Origin of the sequence: Pseudoalteromonas sp. BZK2 (genome assembly GCF_014349195.1) — a bacterium.
Taxonomy (GTDB): domain Bacteria; phylum Pseudomonadota; class Gammaproteobacteria; order Enterobacterales; family Alteromonadaceae; genus Pseudoalteromonas; species Pseudoalteromonas simplex.
Genome location: NZ_JACSOG010000025.1, coordinates 56133 through 75709, shown reverse-complemented (window position 1 = coordinate 75709; position 19577 = coordinate 56133). Strand labels below are relative to the sequence as shown.

Annotated in this window: 17 protein-coding genes; 13 read left to right on the top strand and 4 right to left on the bottom strand. The window is 42.5% G+C overall.

What is annotated here, in order from left to right; translation table 11 throughout:
• The 8 genes from ispD to rpoS form a co-directional block, all read left to right on the top strand.
• The coding region (gene ispD, locus BIZ38_RS15195) for a 2-C-methyl-D-erythritol 4-phosphate cytidylyltransferase (RefSeq protein ID WP_187490650.1) at nt 1-638 on the top strand (638 nt) is incomplete at its 5' end.
• Entirely contained in the window at nt 635-1117 is a 483-nt protein-coding gene (gene ispF / locus BIZ38_RS15190) for a 2-C-methyl-D-erythritol 2,4-cyclodiphosphate synthase (RefSeq protein WP_054551141.1), read from the top strand. The genes ispD and ispF, both read left to right, overlap by 4 nt.
• Nucleotides 1114-2142: a tRNA pseudouridine(13) synthase TruD gene (gene truD, locus BIZ38_RS15185; protein ID WP_187490649.1), complete on the top strand. Its 1029-nt coding sequence runs from the start codon at nt 1114-1116 to the stop codon at nt 2140-2142. The genes ispF and truD overlap by 4 nt, the downstream gene beginning before the upstream one ends.
• Nucleotides 2143-2907 (top strand): 5'/3'-nucleotidase SurE, encoded by a 765-nt coding sequence (gene surE / locus BIZ38_RS15180; protein WP_054551143.1) that lies wholly within the window; start codon nt 2143-2145, stop codon nt 2905-2907.
• Nucleotides 2897-3535, top strand: coding sequence for a protein-L-isoaspartate(D-aspartate) O-methyltransferase (locus BIZ38_RS15175; protein WP_054551144.1), 639 nt, complete (start codon nt 2897-2899; stop codon nt 3533-3535). Before surE ends, BIZ38_RS15175 begins: the two co-directional genes overlap by 11 nt.
• 11 nt (nt 3536-3546) lie before the next feature.
• Nucleotides 3547-4125, top strand: coding sequence for a YqaA family protein (locus BIZ38_RS15170; protein ID WP_054551145.1), 579 nt, complete (start codon nt 3547-3549; stop codon nt 4123-4125).
• A gap of 42 nt (nt 4126-4167) precedes the next feature.
• Nucleotides 4168-4992, top strand: coding sequence for a peptidoglycan DD-metalloendopeptidase family protein (locus tag BIZ38_RS15165; protein ID WP_054551146.1), 825 nt, complete (start codon nt 4168-4170; stop codon nt 4990-4992).
• A gap of 60 nt (nt 4993-5052) precedes the next feature.
• The gene (gene rpoS, locus BIZ38_RS15160) at nt 5053-6036 is read left to right on the top strand and encodes an RNA polymerase sigma factor RpoS (RefSeq protein ID WP_054551147.1); all 984 of its coding nucleotides are present in this window, start codon (nt 5053-5055) and stop codon (nt 6034-6036) included.
• A 101-nt stretch (nt 6037-6137) separates the two neighbouring features.
• Here rpoS and mutS read toward each other — a convergent pair whose 3' ends face one another.
• Nucleotides 6138-8711: a DNA mismatch repair protein MutS gene (gene mutS, locus BIZ38_RS15155; protein ID WP_138618548.1), complete on the bottom strand. Its 2574-nt coding sequence runs from the start codon at nt 8709-8711 to the stop codon at nt 6138-6140.
• A 21-nt stretch (nt 8712-8732) separates the two neighbouring features.
• Here mutS and BIZ38_RS15150 point away from each other — a divergent pair, with 21 nt between their 5' ends.
• Entirely contained in the window at nt 8733-9230 is a 498-nt protein-coding gene (locus tag BIZ38_RS15150; protein ID WP_138618550.1) for a nicotinamide-nucleotide amidohydrolase family protein, read from the top strand.
• A gap of 58 nt (nt 9231-9288) precedes the next feature.
• Nucleotides 9289-10335, top strand: coding sequence for a recombinase RecA (gene recA, locus BIZ38_RS15145; protein ID WP_054551150.1), 1047 nt, complete (start codon nt 9289-9291; stop codon nt 10333-10335).
• A gap of 155 nt (nt 10336-10490) precedes the next feature.
• Here recA and BIZ38_RS15140 read toward each other — a convergent pair whose 3' ends face one another.
• Both BIZ38_RS15140 and BIZ38_RS15135 read right to left on the bottom strand, forming a co-directional pair.
• Nucleotides 10491-12614 (bottom strand): TonB-dependent siderophore receptor, encoded by a 2124-nt coding sequence (locus BIZ38_RS15140; RefSeq protein WP_187490648.1) that lies wholly within the window; start codon nt 12612-12614, stop codon nt 10491-10493.
• 191 nt (nt 12615-12805) lie between these two features.
• Nucleotides 12806-13972, bottom strand: coding sequence for a DcaP family trimeric outer membrane transporter (locus BIZ38_RS15135; RefSeq protein ID WP_138599724.1), 1167 nt, complete (start codon nt 13970-13972; stop codon nt 12806-12808).
• A gap of 292 nt (nt 13973-14264) precedes the next feature.
• Between BIZ38_RS15135 and acs the strand changes: the two genes are divergently transcribed.
• On the top strand, nt 14265-16205 hold the full coding sequence (gene acs, locus BIZ38_RS15130) for an acetate--CoA ligase (RefSeq protein WP_054551154.1): 1941 nt from the start codon (nt 14265-14267) through the stop codon (nt 16203-16205).
• A 96-nt stretch (nt 16206-16301) separates the two neighbouring features.
• Nucleotides 16302-16952 carry a response regulator transcription factor gene (locus tag BIZ38_RS15125; RefSeq protein WP_054551155.1) on the top strand — a complete coding sequence of 217 codons (651 nt, stop codon included), beginning with the start codon at nt 16302-16304 and terminating at the stop codon, nt 16950-16952.
• 52 nt (nt 16953-17004) lie between these two features.
• On the opposite strand, the gene purU is transcribed toward BIZ38_RS15125, so the two are convergent.
• On the bottom strand, nt 17005-17835 hold the full coding sequence (gene purU, locus BIZ38_RS15120; RefSeq protein ID WP_187490647.1) for a formyltetrahydrofolate deformylase: 831 nt from the start codon (nt 17833-17835) through the stop codon (nt 17005-17007).
• Between the two features lie 340 nt (nt 17836-18175).
• On the opposite strand from purU, the gene BIZ38_RS15115 reads away from it, so the two are divergent.
• The gene (locus BIZ38_RS15115; protein ID WP_187490646.1) at nt 18176-19537 is read left to right on the top strand and encodes a DUF4397 domain-containing protein; all 1362 of its coding nucleotides are present in this window, start codon (nt 18176-18178) and stop codon (nt 19535-19537) included.
• The last annotated feature ends 40 nt before the right edge of the window (nt 19538-19577 follow it).

Here is a 19577-nt window from a genome sequence, read left to right as displayed (position 1 = left end):
ATTCGGCGCCAAAGCAGTATATTGAACTGGCGGGGAAAACTATTTTAGAACACACTCTGAGTAAACTTGCAGAACTTAACGAATTAAACACCATAAAAGTAGCAATTAGCGATGATGACGGCTACTTTGCTGATTTACCACACATAGATAAGCGTATTGAGCGTGTGAGTGGTGGTAAAGAGCGCGCTGATTCAGTGCTTAACGCCTTGCTATCACTTGCTGATAATCCACCTGATTGGGTACTTGTGCACGATGCAGCAAGGCCGTTAGTGTGTTTGGCTGATATTCAGCGTTTAATGACAGAATGCATCGCTGCCAATGAAGGCGGTATCTTAGCGTCAAAAGTAAAAGACACCATTAAGCGCGGTCATACCCACAGTGAGCAAACAGTGCCTCGTGATGATTTATGGCAGGCACTCACTCCTCAGTTTTTCCCTTATCAAGCGCTGACTAATGCGCTATCAAGTGCCCTTAAAAATGGTGTGACTATCACTGATGAAGCATCGGCAATTGAATGGGCTAAGCAGCCTGTTAAGCTGGTTGCCGGTCGCAGTGACAATATTAAAATCACCACCCCAGAAGATTTAGATTTAGCAGCATTTTTACTGCAAAAACAACAAAACGAGAGTACCTCATGATTCGAATTGGCCATGGCTTTGATGTACACAAATTTGGCGGCGAAGGCCCGTTGGTAATTTGTGGTGAAAAAATAGATTACCCACAAGGCTTTTTAGCGCATTCAGATGGTGATGTTGCCATTCACGCATTGTGTGATGCTATTTTAGGTGCATTAGCAATGGGGGATATTGGCAAGCATTTTCCAGACACTGCGAGCGAATACGAAAATATTGATAGCCGAATTTTACTACGCCACGTGGTTGGGCTTGCTAAAGAGCAAGGTTACGTACTTGGCAATGCCGATGTGACGATTGTTGCGCAAGCACCAAAAATGTTGCCACATATTCAAGCAATGCGTGAAAACTTATGCCAAGACCTTGAAGCTGATATTTCACAAGTTAATGTGAAAGCAACAACCACAGAGAAGCTAGGGTTTGAAGGCCGCAAAGAAGGTATTTCAAGCCACGCAGTGGTGATTATGAGCAAACTAAGCGCATGAGTGAGTTAAACTACCTATACGGTAAACCTCTTTCTAAGGCTGACTTTAAAACTCACGCCGAAGACTTCATGGTTGATGAAGACTTGGGGATTGAGTTTACTGGTTCTGGTGAACATGTTTGCTTGCAGGTTGTAAAAAAAGGTGAAAATACTCAGTTTATTGCGAAACGCATTGCCGAAAAAGCAGGGGTATCTCCACGTGATGTGAGTTATGCAGGCTTAAAAGACCGTCATGGCGTGTGTACACAGTGGTTTAGCGTGCCAGTACCAATTAAAAAGCACATAGAATTTAGTGAACTGAATAACGAGCAATTTTTTGTAATTTCGCAACAGCGCCATAACCGTAAGCTCAGAACGGGTTGCCATAAAGGCAATCGCTTTACCATTACGTTACGCAACGTGACTGAGCCGCTGGATATTTTGTGCCGTATCAACGCGGTGCGTGCAGGGGTGCCTAATTACTTTGGTGAGCAGCGCTTTGGGCATGGTGGTCACAACCTTGAAATGGCAAAGCGCATGTTTGCTGGAGAGCGTATCCGCGATAAAAAATTGCGTGGTTTAGTTATTTCAGCTGCACGATCTTATGTATTTAATGAAATTGTGAGTATGCGGGTTGCCGAGCATGGCCTTGCAAAAACAATGCACCACGAAGTGTTTATGCTCTGCGGCAGTAATGCATTTTTTGAAGACAACATTAGTGATGACAATATTGCTCGCTTAGCGTCTGGTGATATTGTGATGTCGGCCCCCATGGTTGGTAAAGGCGAAAAAGGCCTGACCGAAACCGAAAAAGTGTGGCTAGAACCTTATCAATCTTGGATAGAAGGCCTTAGCGAACTTGGCCTTAAGAATGAGCGTAGAATGTTACGACTGATCCCAGACTCATTAGCCGTTGAAACGATTGACGAAACTACTTTAAAGTTAAGTTTTGGTCTACCAAAAGGCTGTTTTGCTACTGCCTTACTGCGTGAGTTGGTGGACTATCAAGATGCAAGCCCCAGAGAACAAAAACAAAAGGATGCGTAAATGAAAATCTTATTGAGCAATGATGATGGCGTACATGCTAAAGGGATTGCGGTTTTGTATCATGCATTAACGCAAATTGCAGATGTGACCTTAGTGGCGCCAGATCGCAATTGCAGTGGCGCAAGTAATTCATTAACGTTAATGAATCCGCTGCGTGCAACTACCCTTGATAATGGTTTCATTTCAATTAATGGCACGCCGACTGACTGTGTACACTTAGGGGTTAACGAGTTAACCGAGCAGCAGCCAGATCTCGTGGTAGCCGGAATAAACCACGGCGCCAATTTAGGTGATGACACCTTGTATTCAGGTACTGTTGCCGCCGCCACTGAAGGTCGCCACTTAGGACTTCCTGCCATTGCTGTGTCGTTATGCTCTAAAGAAGGAAATCACTTTGAAACTGCTGCTGCGGTTGCGGTGAGTATTATCAAAGAATTGGCATCGCACCCATTACCGAAAGATCAAATCATCAACTTAAACGTGCCAGATATTCCACTTACTGAGCTAAAAGGAGTCAAGGTAACCCGTTTAGGTTCGCGTCATAAAGCTGAAACCATGACGAAACAACAAGACCCATGGGGCCGTGACATTTATTGGTATGGTACCCTTGGTGCTGAAAGTGATGCAGGTGAAGGCACTGATTTTTACGCCATAAATAATGGTTACGCATCAGTGACCCCGCTTAGTGTTGATATGACAGCGAAAGAAAGTTTACAAGCCGTCGATAGCTGGTTAGCAAATATGGAGATTAATAGTGCTGACTAATTATAATCGCAGCGCACTGGCATTAGCAGAGTTATTGAAACGCGAAGGTGTAGAAGACAGCACTGTGCTTGAAGCGATAGCCTCAACACCCAGACACATTTTTATCGATGATGTTTTACAGCACAAAGCTTATCAAAATACCGCATTGCCAATTGGTCAAGGACAAACGATTTCGCAGCCTTATATTGTCGCACGTATGACTGAGCTACTTCGCTTAGCGGGCGTACGTGATAAAGTGCTCGAAATTGGCACAGGGTCTGGCTACCAAACGGCAATACTGGCAAAAACGTTCACTAAAGTGTGCTCGGTAGAGCGTATAAAAGCACTACAGTGGCAAGCAAAACGCCGTTTGCACAAACTCGATTTATATAATGTCACCATGAAACATGGTGATGGTTGGCAAGGCTGGCAATCACAAGCGCCGTTTGAGGGGATTATTGTTACAGCTGCAGCCGCCACTATGCCACAAGGGTTACTTGCTCAATTGGCTGATGGGGGCGTTATGATTGCACCTATCGGTGAGCAAGATCAGCAATTAATGATGGTCGTTAGAAATGGCGATACTTTCACAGAACATAAAGTTGCACCAGTAAGATTTGTACCTTTGGTACCTGGTGATATTGAATAGGACGTTAAACTTTGAAGTTGTTTACTAAGTTATATGATATGGCACTGGTATGGGCTAAACATCGCCATGCAGAGCGTTATTTAGCAGGGATGAGTTTTGCTGAATCTGTTTTTTTTCCGGTACCACCGGATGTCATGCTAGCACCTATGTCACTTGCTCAACCAGATAAAGCATGGCGTTTTGCCAGCTTTACGACGATTGCTTCAGTGATTGGTGGTATTTTAGGTTACTTACTTGGCTTTTGGTTATTCGAACCTGTGGTCGAGCCGCTGATTGCGCAAATGGGTTGGCAAGCGAAATTTGACACAGCGCTAAGTTGGTTTGAAAACTACGGTGTGTGGGTGGTGTTTTTAGCGGGATTCTCCCCCATACCTTATAAGGTTTTCACCATAGGTGCAGGTTTGATGCAAATGGCATTTCTGCCGTTTCTAATTGCTTCGGCAATTGGTCGTGGCGCACGCTTTTTCTTAGTGTCGGCTTTAATGAAGTGGGGCGGCGTTAAAATGGAGCAGAAATTACGTCAATATGTTGAAGCGCTTGGCTGGGGATTAGTTGTTTTAGTTGTGGTTGCGTACTTTTTACTGCGATAACCCGTAAAACCATTAAACTAGTACGATAAGGAGCATTTTACGATGAGCAGGCAGATAACAGTCTATGTTACTTTGTTTCTTAGTATTTTGCTCTTTGGCTGTACTTCTCGCGAAGCCCCAGCACCGGTGAGTAGTTTAGATAATAAAGTTAAACCCGCCACACGCAAAGTTAATATCTCAGGTTCAAAATATGTAGTCAAAAAGGGCGATACATTGTATTCAATTGCCTTTAGTGCTCAGCAAGATTTTCGAACCCTCGCAAAAATAAACGATATTCCAGCACCTTATACCATCTTCCCTGGGCAGAATATTTCGCTCATAAAATCGGCACAAAAACAAAAAAAGACGAAAAAATATACGAATTCGAGTAAAAAGTCTACTGTTTCTATACAAAAAAATAACAAAAAATTAAAGAAAGAGCTTGATCAGCCAAAACAACGAGAGTATGTTCAGAAACAAGCCAACAAAATAATTAGTGAAAAAAAACGTAATTCTAATGCAAAAGTTGTATGGAACTGGCCTGCTAAAGGTAAAGTAACGCAACGCTTCTCTAATAAAGAGAATGGCTTTAAAGGGTTACAGATCACTAATAAACAAGGGGCTTCTGTTGTAGCTGCTGCACATGGAACTGTGGTATACGCGGGCAACGCATTGAGGGGGTATGGTAATTTAATCATTTTGAAACACAATGATGATTACCTAAGTGCTTACGCGCACAATTCAAAGTTGCTTGTAAAGGAAAAACAGGAAGTAAAGGCGGGGCAGAAAATAGCAGAAATGGGCAGTTCAGACTCTACGGTTACGGCTTTGAGATTTGAAATTCGTTATCGGGGTCAAGCAGTCAATCCTGCTAAGTATCTACCTTAGCCATTTAGGGTATTGATAAAGTGATTTAGCTCAATCACATATTTGCTCGGGAGGACGCTTATGGGTCACACAGCAAAACTTGAGAAAAAAACTGACGCGATTGACGATAAATTTGATGACACGGTAGTCGAAGAAGAGTCTTCTGAATTACTTGAAGAAGTCGACAACGAAGATGAAATTTTTGCAAAAGAAGAAGTTGCCAAGAATTTAGATGCTACACAGCTGTATCTTGGTGAGATTGGTTTTTCTCCGCTGTTAAGCGCAGAAGAAGAAGTCTATTTTGCTCGAAAAGCACTGAAAGGCTGTGAAGCCTCTCGCAAGCGAATGATTGAAAGTAATTTACGTTTAGTGGTGAAAATTGCCCGCCGCTATAACAACCGTGGCCTTGCGCTACTAGACCTTATTGAAGAAGGTAATTTAGGCCTTATCAGAGCCGTTGAGAAATTTGACCCAGAACGAGGTTTCCGTTTTTCAACTTATGCAACTTGGTGGATACGTCAAACCATTGAACGTGCCATCATGAACCAAACACGTACGATTCGTTTACCTATTCATGTGGTCAAAGAGCTTAATGTTTATTTAAGAACAGCCCGTGAATTAACGCAGAAACTTGACCATGAACCCACTGCAGAAGAAATTGCAGAGTGCTTAGATAAGCCGGTTGAAGATGTTACTAAGATGCTGCGTTTAAACGAAAAAATCACCTCGGTGGATACACCTATCGGTGGTGAAAATGACAAAGCGTTATTAGATATTATCGCCGATGAGAAAGACTACGGTCCAGAAGGCGAAGTACAAAACAATGACATCAACAAGCACATTGTTGATTGGCTTGGAGAGTTAAACCCGAAACAGCGTGAAGTACTTGCTCGTCGTTTTGGTTTACTGGGCTATGAGCCATCAACCCTTGAAGATGTTGGTCGTGAAATTGGCTTAACACGTGAACGTGTAAGACAAATTCAAGTGGAAGCATTACGTCGCTTAAAAGACATTTTGCAACACGAAGGTTTAAGTACAGATAGCCTATTCGACCAATTCACCTGATTTGACAACAATGTATACCTGATCAAGGGTATCGAACCCACGGGTTCAGAACACACAAAAAAGCTGACGTTACGTCAGCTTTTTTTATATCCACTCAAAATTTAAAGTAAATCTTTTAATTGATACAGTAGTTGGTGTGCTTGTCTTGGCGTTAGGCTGTCTGGATCAAGCTGTTTTAAGGTTAATTCAAGCTCAGAAGGCTCATCATCAAAACTTAATGTTTGCTGTTGTTGCTCAATAGGGGCAGTAACAGGTTGATGATTCTCAAGCATTTTAAGCTTTTGTTTTGCTTGTTGGATAACCGCTTTTGGTACACCAGCCAAAGCAGCAACTTGTAAACCAAAGCTCTTGCTTGCTGCGCCTTCAAGCACGGTATGCATAAAGGCAATGGTGTCGTTGTGCTCAATGGCATCGAGGTGCACATTAACCAGCCCCGTTTTTTGCTCGGCCAGTTCGGTTAGCTCAAAATAGTGGGTTGCAAACAAAGTTTTAGCAGCAATTTTTGATGCTAAATAATCAGCCGTTGCATAGGCAAGCGATAAACCATCATAAGTTGAAGTACCGCGACCAATTTCATCCATCAGTACCAGTGATTGCGCTGTGGCGTTATTTAAAATTGTTGCCGTTTCGGTCATTTCAACCATGAAGGTTGAGCGCCCTGATGCTAGGTCATCACTTGCGCCAATACGCGTAAAAATACGGTCAATATTACCAATTTCTGCACTATCAGCAGGAACGTAACAACCAATGTGAGCCATCAAAACAATAAGTGCGGTTTGGCGCATATAGGTCGATTTACCACCCATATTTGGACCTGTGATAATTAACATTTTACGGTCGTTATTAAGCTCTACAGGGTTGGCAATAAACGGGTCTTTCATTACTTGTTCTACCACTGGGTGGCGACCCTGTTTAATACTGATATTATCGTTATCGCACAGTGTTGGCTTAGCATAATTGAGCGCTTGCGCACGTTCGGCCAAATTGTTCAGTACATCTAAATCTGCTAAAACAGCTGCCATTGTTTGTAACTGCTCAATGTGCGGAGCAATAAACTCAAAGAGTTGCTCGTAAAGCTGTTTTTCAAGTGCTAGCGCTTTTGACTGGCTACCAAGTACTTTATCTTCGTGCTCTTTAAGCTCAGGGATAATATAGCGCTCATTATTTTTTAGCGTTTGACGGCGAATATAATCGGCAGGAACCAAGTGCGAGTTAGCGCGACTTACTTCAATAAAAAAGCCATGCACCTTGTTATAGCCAATTTTTAAAGTGCTAATGCCTGTGCGTTCACGCTCACGTTCTTCAAGCTTTTCGAGAATATCGGTTGCGCCTTGGCTTAGGGCACGCCATTCATCAAGCTCACTGTTATAACCCGGGGCAATAACACCCCCATCACGAATAAGTACCGGTGGGGTTTCGATGACAGCACGTTCTAGTAAGTCTTGTAGCTCAGGTAATTGCTGTGATTGCGCTATTATTTGACTAATACGCGGATCGTTGGCGTCCAAAAGTAATTCGTGTAATGGTGCCAGAGCTTGCAGTGCGCTACGCAGGCGCGTTAAATCACGCGGGCGTGCTGTGCAAAGCGCTAAACGGGCGATAACACGCTCAATGTCGCCAATTTGCTTTAATGACTCTTGTAGCTCACCACATAATTGCGCATCGATAATTGCACTAATAGCGTTTAGTCGAGAGTTGAGCTCTGTTTTGCTGCGCACTGGTGTATGAATACGACGCTTTAATAAGCGTGAACCCATCGCAGTCGCTGTTTTATCAAGTACTTGTGCAAGCGTGTTTTCGTAGCCGCCTGATAAATTAACTGTTAGTTCAAGGTTTTTACGGGTTGCGGCATCTAAGATCACCGCGTGTTCGTTTTGCTCAAGGGTAATCGCACGAATATGCGGCAGGGCAATACGTTGAGTGTCTTTTACATATTGCATTAAGCAGCCCGCAGCCACCAAAGCAGCGTGTGCTTTGTCTACACCAAAACCAACTAAATCTTTGGTGCCAAATTGGTCGCAAAGTAAATGCTGTGCAGTATCTAAATCAAATTCCCATTCTGGGCGACGACGTGCGCCTTTGATATGTTCAATTAAATGCACATTTGCAAATGTTTCACTATATAGCAGCTCAGCAGGGGCTAAACGTTGTAATGTTGAGCTAAATGCTTCATCAGTATTTACTTCTAACACATTGAATCTGCCAGAGTTAATATCTAAATAAGCAATACCATATAAGCCTTGTTTACTTTGCCACACACTGGTTAGCAAGTTGTCTTGGCGTTCTTGTAATAACGCTTCGTCAGAAATAGTGCCCGGTGTAACAATGCGCACAACTTTACGCTCAACAGGGCCTTTGCTAGTAGCTGGGTCGCCAACTTGTTCACAAATAGCCACCGACTCACCCATTTGTACAAGGCGAGCTAAATAGTTCTCTACTGCGTGATAGGGCACACCCGCCATTGGAATGGGATCGCCACCGGCTTTACCTCGGTGGGTTTGAGAAATATCAAGAAGTTGTGCTGCACGCTTGGCATCATCAAAGAAAAGTTCGTAAAAGTCGCCCATACGATAAAACAATAAAATATCCCGATGCTCGGCTTTTATTTTTAGATACTGCTGCATCATAGGGGTTTGTTGTTTTATAGTGTGCGGTGCATAAAGATCAAACGACATGTATTTACCCAAAGGCTGAATATGGAATTACATCAAGAGATTAAAACACTTGCTGCGAAATTAGGAGCTATTTTAACGGATAAACGCTTATGGATCACTACCGCAGAATCATGCACTGGCGGTGGAGTGAGTTATGCGCTCACCGATACCCCGGGGAGTTCTAATTATATTGACCGAGCGTTTGTTACTTATAGTAACCAAGCAAAACATGAGCTCATTGGCGTTAGCGAGCAAACCTTAAACAGCTTTGGCGCGGTGAGTGAACAAACCGTTGTTGAAATGGCATCGGGGGCGGCAAAAGCTGCAAACGCCGATATTGCAATAGCTATTTCGGGGATAGCAGGCCCCGGTGGTGGAACACTGGATAAACCTGTGGGATTAGTGTGGTTTTGTATTCATTTGGCTGGTCAAAACTACTCAAGCAAACAGGTTTTCGCTGGTGATAGAGCTGAAGTTAGACTGCAAGCTATTGTTTATTCGTTAAAAAACATAATTGAATTGATAAAATCTGAAAATTAGCTTGATACTGTGATTTCATACAGTATACTGTCTGCATTAGCCGGATTTGGAGAACAGAATGAACGATAACAAACAAAAAGCCTTAGACGCTGCTTTATCACAAATTGAGCGTCAATTTGGTAAAGGCTCAATTATGAAACTGGGCGACAACAAAGCCCTAGATATTGAAGCAATCTCAACAGGTTCACTAGGTATCGATATCGCACTAGGTATTGGTGGTTTACCTACAGGCCGTATTGTTGAAGTGTATGGTCCTGAATCATCAGGTAAAACAACACTTACTTTACAAGTTATCGCTGAAGCTCAAAAGCAAGGTAAAACGTGTGCATTCGTAGATGCTGAGCACGCTCTAGATCCTGTATACGCACAAAAATTGGGTGTAAACATTGATGACTTACTTGTTTCTCAGCCAGACACGGGTGAGCAAGCATTAGAAATTTGTGACATGTTAGTTCGTTCAAGTGCTGTTGATGTTGTGATTGTTGACTCGGTAGCAGCTTTAACACCTAAAGCTGAAATCGAAGGTGACATGGGTGACTCACACATGGGTCTGCAAGCTCGCTTAATGTCACAAGCATTACGTAAGCTTACAGGTAACATCAAGCGTTCAAACACACTATGTATTTTCATCAACCAAATCCGTATGAAAATTGGTGTTATGTTTGGTAACCCTGAAACAACAACAGGCGGTAACGCACTTAAATTCTACGCTTCAGTACGTATCGATATTCGTCGTATTGGTTCAGTGAAAGAAGGCGATGAGGTTGTTGGTAACGAAACCCGCGTTAAAGTTGTTAAAAACAAGGTTGCTCCGCCGTTTAAACAAGCTGAGTTCATCATCATGTATGGTGAAGGTATTTCTAAACAAGGCGAACTAATCGACTTAGGTGTTAAGCATAAGATTGTAGAAAAATCAGGTGCTTGGTACAGCTACAATGGCAGCAAAGTTGGTCAAGGTAAAGCAAACTCAATTAAGTTCTTAAAAGATAACCCAGAGATCGCAGATGAGATCGAAGGTAAGTTACGTGAGATGCTATTACTTCAAGCAACTGTGCAACCAGAAGATGGTGAAGATGCAGGCCTATTAGCTGAAGACGAGCTATAAACACCGCAAAAGAGTATAGTTAAGCGTGATTTGACCCGCACTTAACACAAAAAGACCGCTACACAGTTAGCGGTTTTTTTATGGATGAAAAAACCGCATATGATGCGGCTTTTCATGTACTTAAAGCTTAAAACTTTCAGCTTCTAGCTCAAAGCTTACAGCTGCCAGTTGAAAGACACTGAGTAGTTACGTGGTGCGCCGTAATAACCTTGTGCCCAGAAAAGACTGTGGATGTACTTTTCGTTGGTCACGTTATTAACGTTCAAGTTAACGCTCATATTGTCATTAATATCGTATGTTGCCATTAGGTTTAATAGGCCGTACGCATCTTGCGTTGTGGTGATAAGTGCAGCATTTGTTGCCGCATCACGAACTTGTACGCGCTTTGTATCGTCTTGCCAGCGATAGTTTAGGCCAAAGGTTAAACCATCAACTTCAGGCACTTTATGAGTTACAGCAAGTTTGAATTGGTTTTCAGGTGTGTAGTCTTTGACTAACTCATCACCATCAATGTTTAGATTGCTGTAGCTGAAGCTTGCACTTAGTGTTTCGTTGATTTGACCACTAAGCTCTACTTCAATACCGTCGCTGTTAATGCCATCTGCACCATAGTAGCGAGTGTCGTCAGGTAATGAATCAGGGATAGCAACAGCAAGGCCAACTTGTTTAGCATCAAAGTATGCAAGAGTTACAAATAAATCGTCATCAAGAAGCTGCGCTTTCACACCAATTTCGCTACTTTTACCTGTGATTGGATCTAAGTAATCGCCATTGATGTCACGCTCTATTTGTGGAACAAAGGTTTCTGTGTAGCTTGCATAAGTTGAGAAGCTTTCGTTGATATCATACACAGCACCGAAGTAAGGCACCGTTTGGTCGCTATCTTTGTCTTTTGCAACGCCGTAAGAGGCACCTTCAGTTTCCCAATTTACTTGGCTCACACCTGCTAAAATGCTGAATGCGTCAGTTGCACGAATGCGTGTTGAAACATATGCAGAGCGTTGACGGCTAGTGATATCAGCACCTGTTAAACCATCAGTAAGTGTTGGTACTGGCGCAACACCGTCCCAACCACCTAGCTCAGGCATTGCAGGGAAACCATTGCCTGTAGTGTAGTCATACAATGATTTATCTTTGTTATCCATATCTGCTTGGTTTACACCAAACGACAGATCATGTTCCATACCAAATAAATCAAATTTACCTGTTGCGTAGATATCTAAAATGTCGTGCTTATCTTTGTGGTCATATTCACTAGCATAACCAGTTAGGCCAAGACCTGTTTCTCTGTCTGGTGTGCCGTAAACATAGAAAAGCTCAGAATCTTGCTCATTTTCTAAGTGCGCGTAGCTGGCTTTTAAGAACCAAGTATTGGTGATTGCTTGCTCAATTGATAAGAACAGCTGCTCAGTTGTGTTATTCCAATATGACCAATCTGAAGCAGTGCTGGTTGACGCATCAAAGTTTGTTGCTGAACCATCGCTGTAATAAAGTGGTAAGGCACCCCAAAGTGGGCTGTCGGCATCTTTCTTTTGATTTACATAGTTTGCAGTGACTACTGTGCTATCAGTTAATTGACCTTCGTAGGCTAGGTAATAAATTGTTTTATCTTGCTCGTAACGGTCAAGGTATGACTCAGTTTTGTGCTTAGTGAATACTGCACGTACAGCGTGGTTTTCGTTGATAGCCGTTGAAGCGTCAAGCTCTAAACGTTTGTTGTCCCACGAACCATACGATACAGACGCATTTACTTGTGTTTGATAAGTAGGGCGTTTTAGAACCATGTTCACGGTTGCTGATGGGTTACCCGCACCTGTCATTAAACCATTGGCACCACGTACAATTTCAACACTATCAAAAATAGAGGTATCAAGAGTACCTTGGATTGAACCGTTGTCTTGTGGCATACCCATGCCATTAACCTGGAAGTTAGTGATCTCAAAACCGCGAGCTTTAAAATAAGTACGATCAGTTTCAATTTGCTCAACAGTCACACCCGGTGTGCTTTCAAGAACTGCGTTAAGGTTATCGAGTGAGAAGTCATCCATTAATGCACGTGAAACAACAGAGATTGACTGTGGTGTCTCTTTAATTGTTAGCCCTAATTTGGTCGCAGACTGTGCTTCTTCAGTGATGTAGTTTTTATGATGCTGGCCATACACGGCAATTTTTTCAATTGCTTGTTCTTCTTTTTGTTGTTCTGCAAAAGCGTGGCCACTTAAAAGTGCTGAGGTCACAAGGCTTAATTGAGATAAGCGCAAAAATTTTGTTGATGACATGCAAAGTTCCAATTAGTTCAATGAATAGTGAAATTAATGCGTAATCTAATCTAAATGAAAATAATTTGCAATTGAGGTTTGCTGTTTTAGTGAATAATTGATTGCAAAAAAGTTTAAAAGGCACAGAAATATAAAAAGGAGATATAAAAAAAGCGGCCGAAGCCGCTTCAGGAAGTAAATAAGTTTAAATCTTAAAAAACGTATTTTGCAGAGAACTGTAGACGATCCATATCACCGTCAGCACCGCTTTCTAACTCACGCTCGGCATGTTTAAACTCAACACCAAAGGTGAGCTTTTTAACAGGCGAGTACAAAAGGTTGGCACTATAGCTTTGGCTCATTTCTGTAGGGTCGCCAGTCACTGCAAGCAAATCTGTGTTGTTATCTGCTGAGAAGAATGAGTAAAGGAAAGTAGAACGCCATTGGCTGTTCCAGTGTTGTTGGTAAGCAATAAAACCTGATGTTGAATCAATCGCATCTAAATCATCACCATCAAGCACAGCACCATTTGCTACGTTTAAACCAATGTAGCGGCCTAAACCTGAGCCTTGAGTTAGCATGAATTTTAGGTTGTTTTGGCCAAAATTAACTTTACCTGAGGCGCTGATACCGAACGATGATGTATCTGCATCAATGCCATTTTGCTTGTAAGTTAATTGACGAGCAAGACCGGTAAATACTAATTCCCCCCAATCAGCTTTATGTGCATAACGTGCTGTAAAGTCTGGCATTGATGCATCATCAGTGGCTACGCGAGCGCCGTCTACTGTGACTGTGCTCTCTGGGTTTTCGATAGAGAATGACCAGTTGCCAGTAGTGTAACGTGCCTGTGCTTGGCGTACGAACACGGTACCCTCAGCAGGTCCCACGAAGTCGAGTGTTTCAGGTAATGCGCCTACGTTTTGAAAGTTTGACCATGCTTGACCAAATAACCAGCCATCATAAGTTACAAATGCCTGACGAATACGTGGTGCATAAGAATTACTTACACGTTCGTTACCGCCTGGTGCTGAAGCAATAAAGTCGATTTCAATTTTAGTTTTGATGGTTTTGCCATCGTCTAACTTTGTTGCGGTACCTAGGTTAAAGCGAGATTGGCGCGCGTGCATGTCAAATACAGCATCGCTGTCGCTGTCTGCGCCTACTGGTGTTGTACCAGGTACATAGAAGTCACGGCCAATACTACCACCGGCTGGTACGCCTGCTGAGTAATCACTCCACATGGCATCAAGTTTTACATAGCCACCATAAGAAACCTCTGTGTTACCAATGGTTGCAGCGTTAGCATTGCTGGCAAGTGCTGATAAAACAGCTGAAGCTGCTAGTGTTTTTAATGCGGTTACTTTTGTTGTTGTCATAATGTGTATTCCTGTCGAAGCTACTTGTTGCATTAATGATTTTTTAATAATGTTGTTGTACCACTGTTGTTTAAGATAAGACTTCTCTCAATTATCTATTGGTCTATTAGACTAAGGTGGAATATCTGGTTAAATCACAACCAATCTAACATTGAACTAGATTATAGAAGGCGATTTCGACGTTTTTTGTTAAATGACAAGATATACAACTAAGGTCTAATACTTTCAGGGGCTTTGCTGAGTGATCCTTGATGCAGGCCGTAGGCAAGTAATTAAAATGGAGACGACAACAATGTCAGAAAGTATCTATCCAGTACCAGCGCATATCAAGAATGCAGCACTAGTTGACAACGATAAATATAATACACTGTACAAGCAATCTATTGATGACCCTGAAGGATTTTGGCGAGAACACGGTAAACGTCTTGATTGGTCAACTCCTTATAATAAAGTAAAGAACACCTCATTCGACAAAGGCCACATCAGCATCCGCTGGTATGAAGACGGCCAACTTAACGCATCTTATAACTGTATTGACCGCCACCTTGCCACTAAAGCCGATAAAACAGCCCTCATTTGGGAAGGCGACAACCCTGAACACAACGAAAATATTAGCTACCAACAGCTTCACGACGAAGTCGCAAAATTAGCCAATGGCCTTAAAAAGTTAGGCGTATCAAAAGGTGACCGTGTTGCTATTTATATGCCAATGACACCGCAGGCTATTTACGCTATGCAAGCGTGTGCGCGTATTGGTGCGATTCACTCTGTGGTATTTGGTGGTTTCTCTCCATCAGCGATTGCTGACCGAATTAATGACTCAGGCGCTAAAGTGGTCATTACTTCAGACGAAGGTCGCCGTGCTGGCAACTGCGTACCACTTAAAGCAAATGTTGATGAAGCGGTATCACAAGACTCGGTAACCACCGTTGAGCACGTTATTGTTCATCAGCTAACGGGTGGTGAAGTTGAATGGAATAGTCATGATGTTTGGTGGCATGAGCTTGTCGCTGACTTACCAGCTGAGTGCGAACCTGAACCAATGAATGCAGAAGATCCGCTTTTCATTCTTTATACTTCAGGCTCAACGGGTCAACCAAAAGGTGTGGTTCATACTACCGGTGGTTACCTTGTTTATGCATCGATGACACATGAATATGTGTTTGATCTTAAAGAAGACGATATTTTCTGGTGTAGTGCCGATGTGGGCTGGATCACAGGTCACAGCTACATTGCTTATGGCCCATTAGTGAATGGCTGCACGCAAGTCGTATTTGAAGGTGTACCAACTTACCCAACAGCGGGCCGTATGGGTGAAGTAATTGATAAGCACAACGTGACTATCCTTTACACAGCACCGACTGCTATTCGTGCTCTAATGGCGAAAGGCGATGAGCCAACAGCGACTTCAACTCGTAAAAGTCTTCGTGTTATGGGTTCTGTAGGTGAGCCAATTAACCCAGAAGCGTGGGCATGGTATTACGAGCATATTGGTAACGAAAACTGCCCAATCGTCGATACTTGGTGGCAAACAGAAACTGGTGGCATCATGATCACACCATTACCAGGTGCGACAGATATGAAACCAGGTTCTGCAACTCGTCCGTTCTTTGGTATTGCACCGGCACTATTTGATGCTGAAGGCAACACATTAGAAGGCGCGGTTGACGGTAACCTTGTTATTTTAGACAGCTGGCCATCACAAGCTCGCACAGTTTATGGCGACCATGAGCGCTTTGAACAAACCTATTTCTCAGCATACCCAGGTGTGTACTTCACTGGTGACGGTTGTCGTCGTGATGAAGATGGCTACTACTGGATCACAGGCCGTGTAGATGACGTACTTAACGTATCAGGCCACCGCCTAGGTACTGCCGAAATCGAGAGTGCATTGGTTGCTCACGAAGCAGTAGCAGAAGCGGCTGTAGTTGGTTACCCGCATGATATTAAAGGTCAGGGCATCTATGTTTACATCACACCAAATGAGGGTGTTGTTGTGAGTGATGAACTAACAAAAGAGGTACGTAACTGGGTTCGTAAAGAGTTAAGCCCAATTGCATCACCAGATATGATCCAATGGTCTCCGGGTTTACCGAAAACTCGTTCTGGTAAGATCATGCGTCGAATTTTACGTAAAATTGCGGCAAATGAGCACCAACAGCTTGGAGATACTTCTACACTAGCCGATCCAAGCGTTGTTGATGAGCTAATCGAAAACCGATTAAATCGTTAAAATCGCGTTAAAAACTTGATTAGAAGTTGATTCTAAACGTAGTATATCGGCTGTCACTTAGAAATAGGTGTCAGCCGAATTTATTAGGAGTGAACCATGAGTCAGTTTTTAATAGCGGACGATCATCCGTTATTTCGTGAAGCGCTGAAAGGGGCATTGAGTGCTAAGTTCGCTGATTTAGAAGTGTTTGAATCGGAAAACTTTGATACCACTTTGCAGGTGCTAAGCGAGCAAGAAGATCTTGATATCTTACTACTAGACCTTCACATGCCAGGCAATGGCGATTTATACGGCCTTATTCGCATTCGCGAAGACTATCCAAGCTTACCAATAGCTGTTGTTTCCGGCAGCGAAGACATCAATGTAGTTTCTAAAGTAATGGGTTATGGTGCGATGGGATTTATTCCTAAATCATCTTCATCAGATGATATTGCGCTGGCAATCAACCACATTCTTGAAGGCGATGTTTGGCTGCCACTTGAACTTAAAGATAAAGTGGCTGCTGTAGATGGCGAAGACAAAGAAATTGCAGCGCAAGTGGCTTCACTGACACCGCAGCAATACAAGGTGTTGCAATACTTACACGAAGGCTTGTTAAACAAACAGATTGCTTACGAGTTACATATTTCTGAAGCAACCGTTAAAGCACACATTACAGCAATTTTTAGAAAGCTAGGTGTGTATAACCGTACTCAAGCGGTATTAATTGCCTCTAAATTGCAACTAGAGCCTATTGAGTCGGCATAACAAACGATAATAAAAATAATAAAGAGGCCATTCAGCCTCTTCATTTTATTGCTTAAGCGAACACCACGGTTCGATTTCCATTGATAAACAGTTTATGTTCAGATGCGAGTTGCAGCGCTTTACAGAATACTGTTTTCTCTACATCTTTACCCATTTTTGCCATCATCTCTGCGGTATCCGCATGACTGACATGCGTCACATCTTGTAAAATAATCGGCCCTTCATCAAGCTCATTATTAACAAAATGGGCGGTCGCACCAATAATTTTTACACCGCGTTCAAATGCCTGATGGTAAGGCTTTGCACCAATAAAGGCAGGCAAAAATGAATGGTGAATATTAATAATCTTACCTTCAAAGCGCGCCACAAATTCAGGGCTTAAAATACGCATATATTTTGCAAGGCCGATAATATCAGGCTGATAGCTGGCAATTAAATCACCGACTTGTTGATCATGCTCCGCACGGCTTAAACCTTCGTGCGATACCACATGAAATGGCACGCCAAAGCCTGCAGCCAATGGCGCTAAATCAGCGTAGTTGGCAATCACAGCCAGTACTTCGATGTTTAAGGCTTTTTCGAACTGCTTAAGTAATACACCACCTAAGCAGTGCGCTTCTTTAGTGGCAAGCAATACCACTTTCGTTTTTTCGCTGCTGTGCAGGGCAAGCTCTGCGCCATCAGGAAGTAGCTCAGCAAGCCTTGGTAAGAAGTCCTCTGATATAACGCCGCTTAACTCTGTACGCATAAAAAAGCGTTTAGCGTCTTTATCTACAAATTCGTTATTACGTGTAATGTTTAAGTTATGCTGATGACAAAGGCCGGTGATCTTGGCAATTAGACCAACATCATCATCGCATTGTGTGGTTAAAATCGTGTTCATAGTCCTCATTCTAATCCCGTTTGTGTGAACACCATTATTTGCTAATTTTTTTGTGCTGCATAGCGCAAATTTAACTATCTAATAATTTATCTGATTTGATTGTATAAACGCCTAAAATGTAATCATTATTTACTTTTCATGTAAAAGTAAGCTGCTTTCACTATAAATGTGATTTTCTGTCCATAATTATGATTAATTAAGTGCTTTTCTACATCATTTTCTACACTTTTTAACCTTATCGTAAGTAACTGTAAGTGAAGGTAATAGTTTGTAAAACATAGAATTTTTTCGCACTATTCGAGTCAGAATGGGGTATTACAAACAATAAGGAAAAAATTCCATGAAAAGCACTCTGCTTAAAACAATTGTTGCCTCAAGTTTGCTTTCGGTACTAGCTGCCTGCTCAAGCGATGACAGCAGCAGTAGCAACAGTGGCTATGTGCAACTGTACAATGGCTCTTACAACAGCCCATACACGCGTTTATTTGTTGATGACACTGAGCGCTCGGGGGCAGACTTTGGTGATGTATCAACTCGTCATAACTACAGTTCGGGGGAGTATGATCTCAGTTTTGAATATGTTGATGCCAACGACAGTTATATTACGATTGACGAAGAAACTATCAATATAAAAAATGATCAAACTCAGTTATTAGTAATGAATGGTGACTTTGCTGAACCAATTTTTACAGAGCTAAGTGTGCCGACGTCAAGCGATGAAGATGAATTCAATGTCGGCTTTTTTAATATTGTTGGCGAAGACAATCTTTACGATGTATATGTTGCCACTGACGATGGTGTATTTGATACCGCAGAGTTATTAATGACTTCGCAATACCTCGTTGAGCCAGAATTAGCCACGCTTGAGGAAGGTTATTACACTATTTATATTACCGCTAGCGGCAGCACAGATGTGATTTTTGAATCACCAACCGTGTATTTTAATGATGAAGCAACGTACATGGCGATGATCCGCCCAAGTTATGCAACAGCAGAAGATGGCATTACGCTTGATGTCGTGACGGCAAGTAGCTCTGTAACACAACTAAACCACCAAGACGCGCAAGGTCAGCTGCGTTTTATTAATACCATTGATGATTACACGCAAACCCAGTTTAAAGTAACCCGAGGCACAACGGCGACTAACACCGAAGTTGTTAGCAACGATAGTTACTCTGAATACATGAGCATGTCGCCAAATAGTTACAGCGTCGCCATGTTAGATGAAGCTGGCGACACGATTGTAGATAACTTCTTAATGACATTAGAGCGTGAGCAAAGTGCGGTTGGTCTTTTCTACAATGACAAAGATTACGGCCCTCGTATGATGACCATTGAAGAAAATCTAACACCAAGCAGCTACAGCCACGCAGTTACTGTGGTTAACTTAATTGATAGCTATGCAGGGCAAGAGATAGACGAAGTCGATGTGTACTTTACCCTCAATGGCGAAACGGTTGAAGATACTAGCAATGTTGTTGAAGGGTTAGATCAATACGACCAACAAGAGCAGGTGGTTGATAACGAAGTTTATACAACTTATGTGGTGTTTGAAGATAACGGCCAGCAGATTGTGCTATTACAACAAAGCGATATGGATTTTACCGAAGAAGGTAATTATATCTTGGTGATTGAACACGATGAAACCACTGACTCAGGTTACAAAATGACCTTAGAGCGTACGGTGACTGAACAGTCTTAACTGGTTAAAACGCAATATCGTTGTTTATTTACTCTTGCTA

Bases quoted from the DNA above. Each gene is read 5' to 3' on its own strand.
- ispF (WP_054551141.1), top strand. From the start codon at position 635: ATGATTCGAATTGGCCATGGCTTTGATGTACACAAATTTGGCGGCGAA.
- truD (WP_187490649.1), top strand. From the start codon at position 1,114: ATGAGTGAGTTAAACTACCTATACGGTAAACCTCTTTCTAAGGCTGAC.
- surE (WP_054551143.1), top strand. From the start codon at position 2,143: ATGAAAATCTTATTGAGCAATGATGATGGCGTACATGCTAAAGGGATT.
- BIZ38_RS15165 (WP_054551146.1), top strand. From the start codon at position 4,168: ATGAGCAGGCAGATAACAGTCTATGTTACTTTGTTTCTTAGTATTTTG.
- rpoS (WP_054551147.1), top strand. From the start codon at position 5,053: ATGGGTCACACAGCAAAACTTGAGAAAAAAACTGACGCGATTGACGAT.
- mutS (WP_138618548.1), bottom strand. From the start codon at position 8,711: ATGTCGTTTGATCTTTATGCACCGCACACTATAAAACAACAAACCCCT.
- BIZ38_RS15150 (WP_138618550.1), top strand. From the start codon at position 8,733: ATGGAATTACATCAAGAGATTAAAACACTTGCTGCGAAATTAGGAGCT.
- recA (WP_054551150.1), top strand. From the start codon at position 9,289: ATGAACGATAACAAACAAAAAGCCTTAGACGCTGCTTTATCACAAATT.
- BIZ38_RS15140 (WP_187490648.1), bottom strand. From the start codon at position 12,614: ATGTCATCAACAAAATTTTTGCGCTTATCTCAATTAAGCCTTGTGACC.
- BIZ38_RS15135 (WP_138599724.1), bottom strand. From the start codon at position 13,972: ATGACAACAACAAAAGTAACCGCATTAAAAACACTAGCAGCTTCAGCT.
- acs (WP_054551154.1), top strand. From the start codon at position 14,265: ATGTCAGAAAGTATCTATCCAGTACCAGCGCATATCAAGAATGCAGCA.
- BIZ38_RS15125 (WP_054551155.1), top strand. From the start codon at position 16,302: ATGAGTCAGTTTTTAATAGCGGACGATCATCCGTTATTTCGTGAAGCG.
- purU (WP_187490647.1), bottom strand. From the start codon at position 17,835: ATGAACACGATTTTAACCACACAATGCGATGATGATGTTGGTCTAATT.
- BIZ38_RS15115 (WP_187490646.1), top strand. From the start codon at position 18,176: ATGAAAAGCACTCTGCTTAAAACAATTGTTGCCTCAAGTTTGCTTTCG.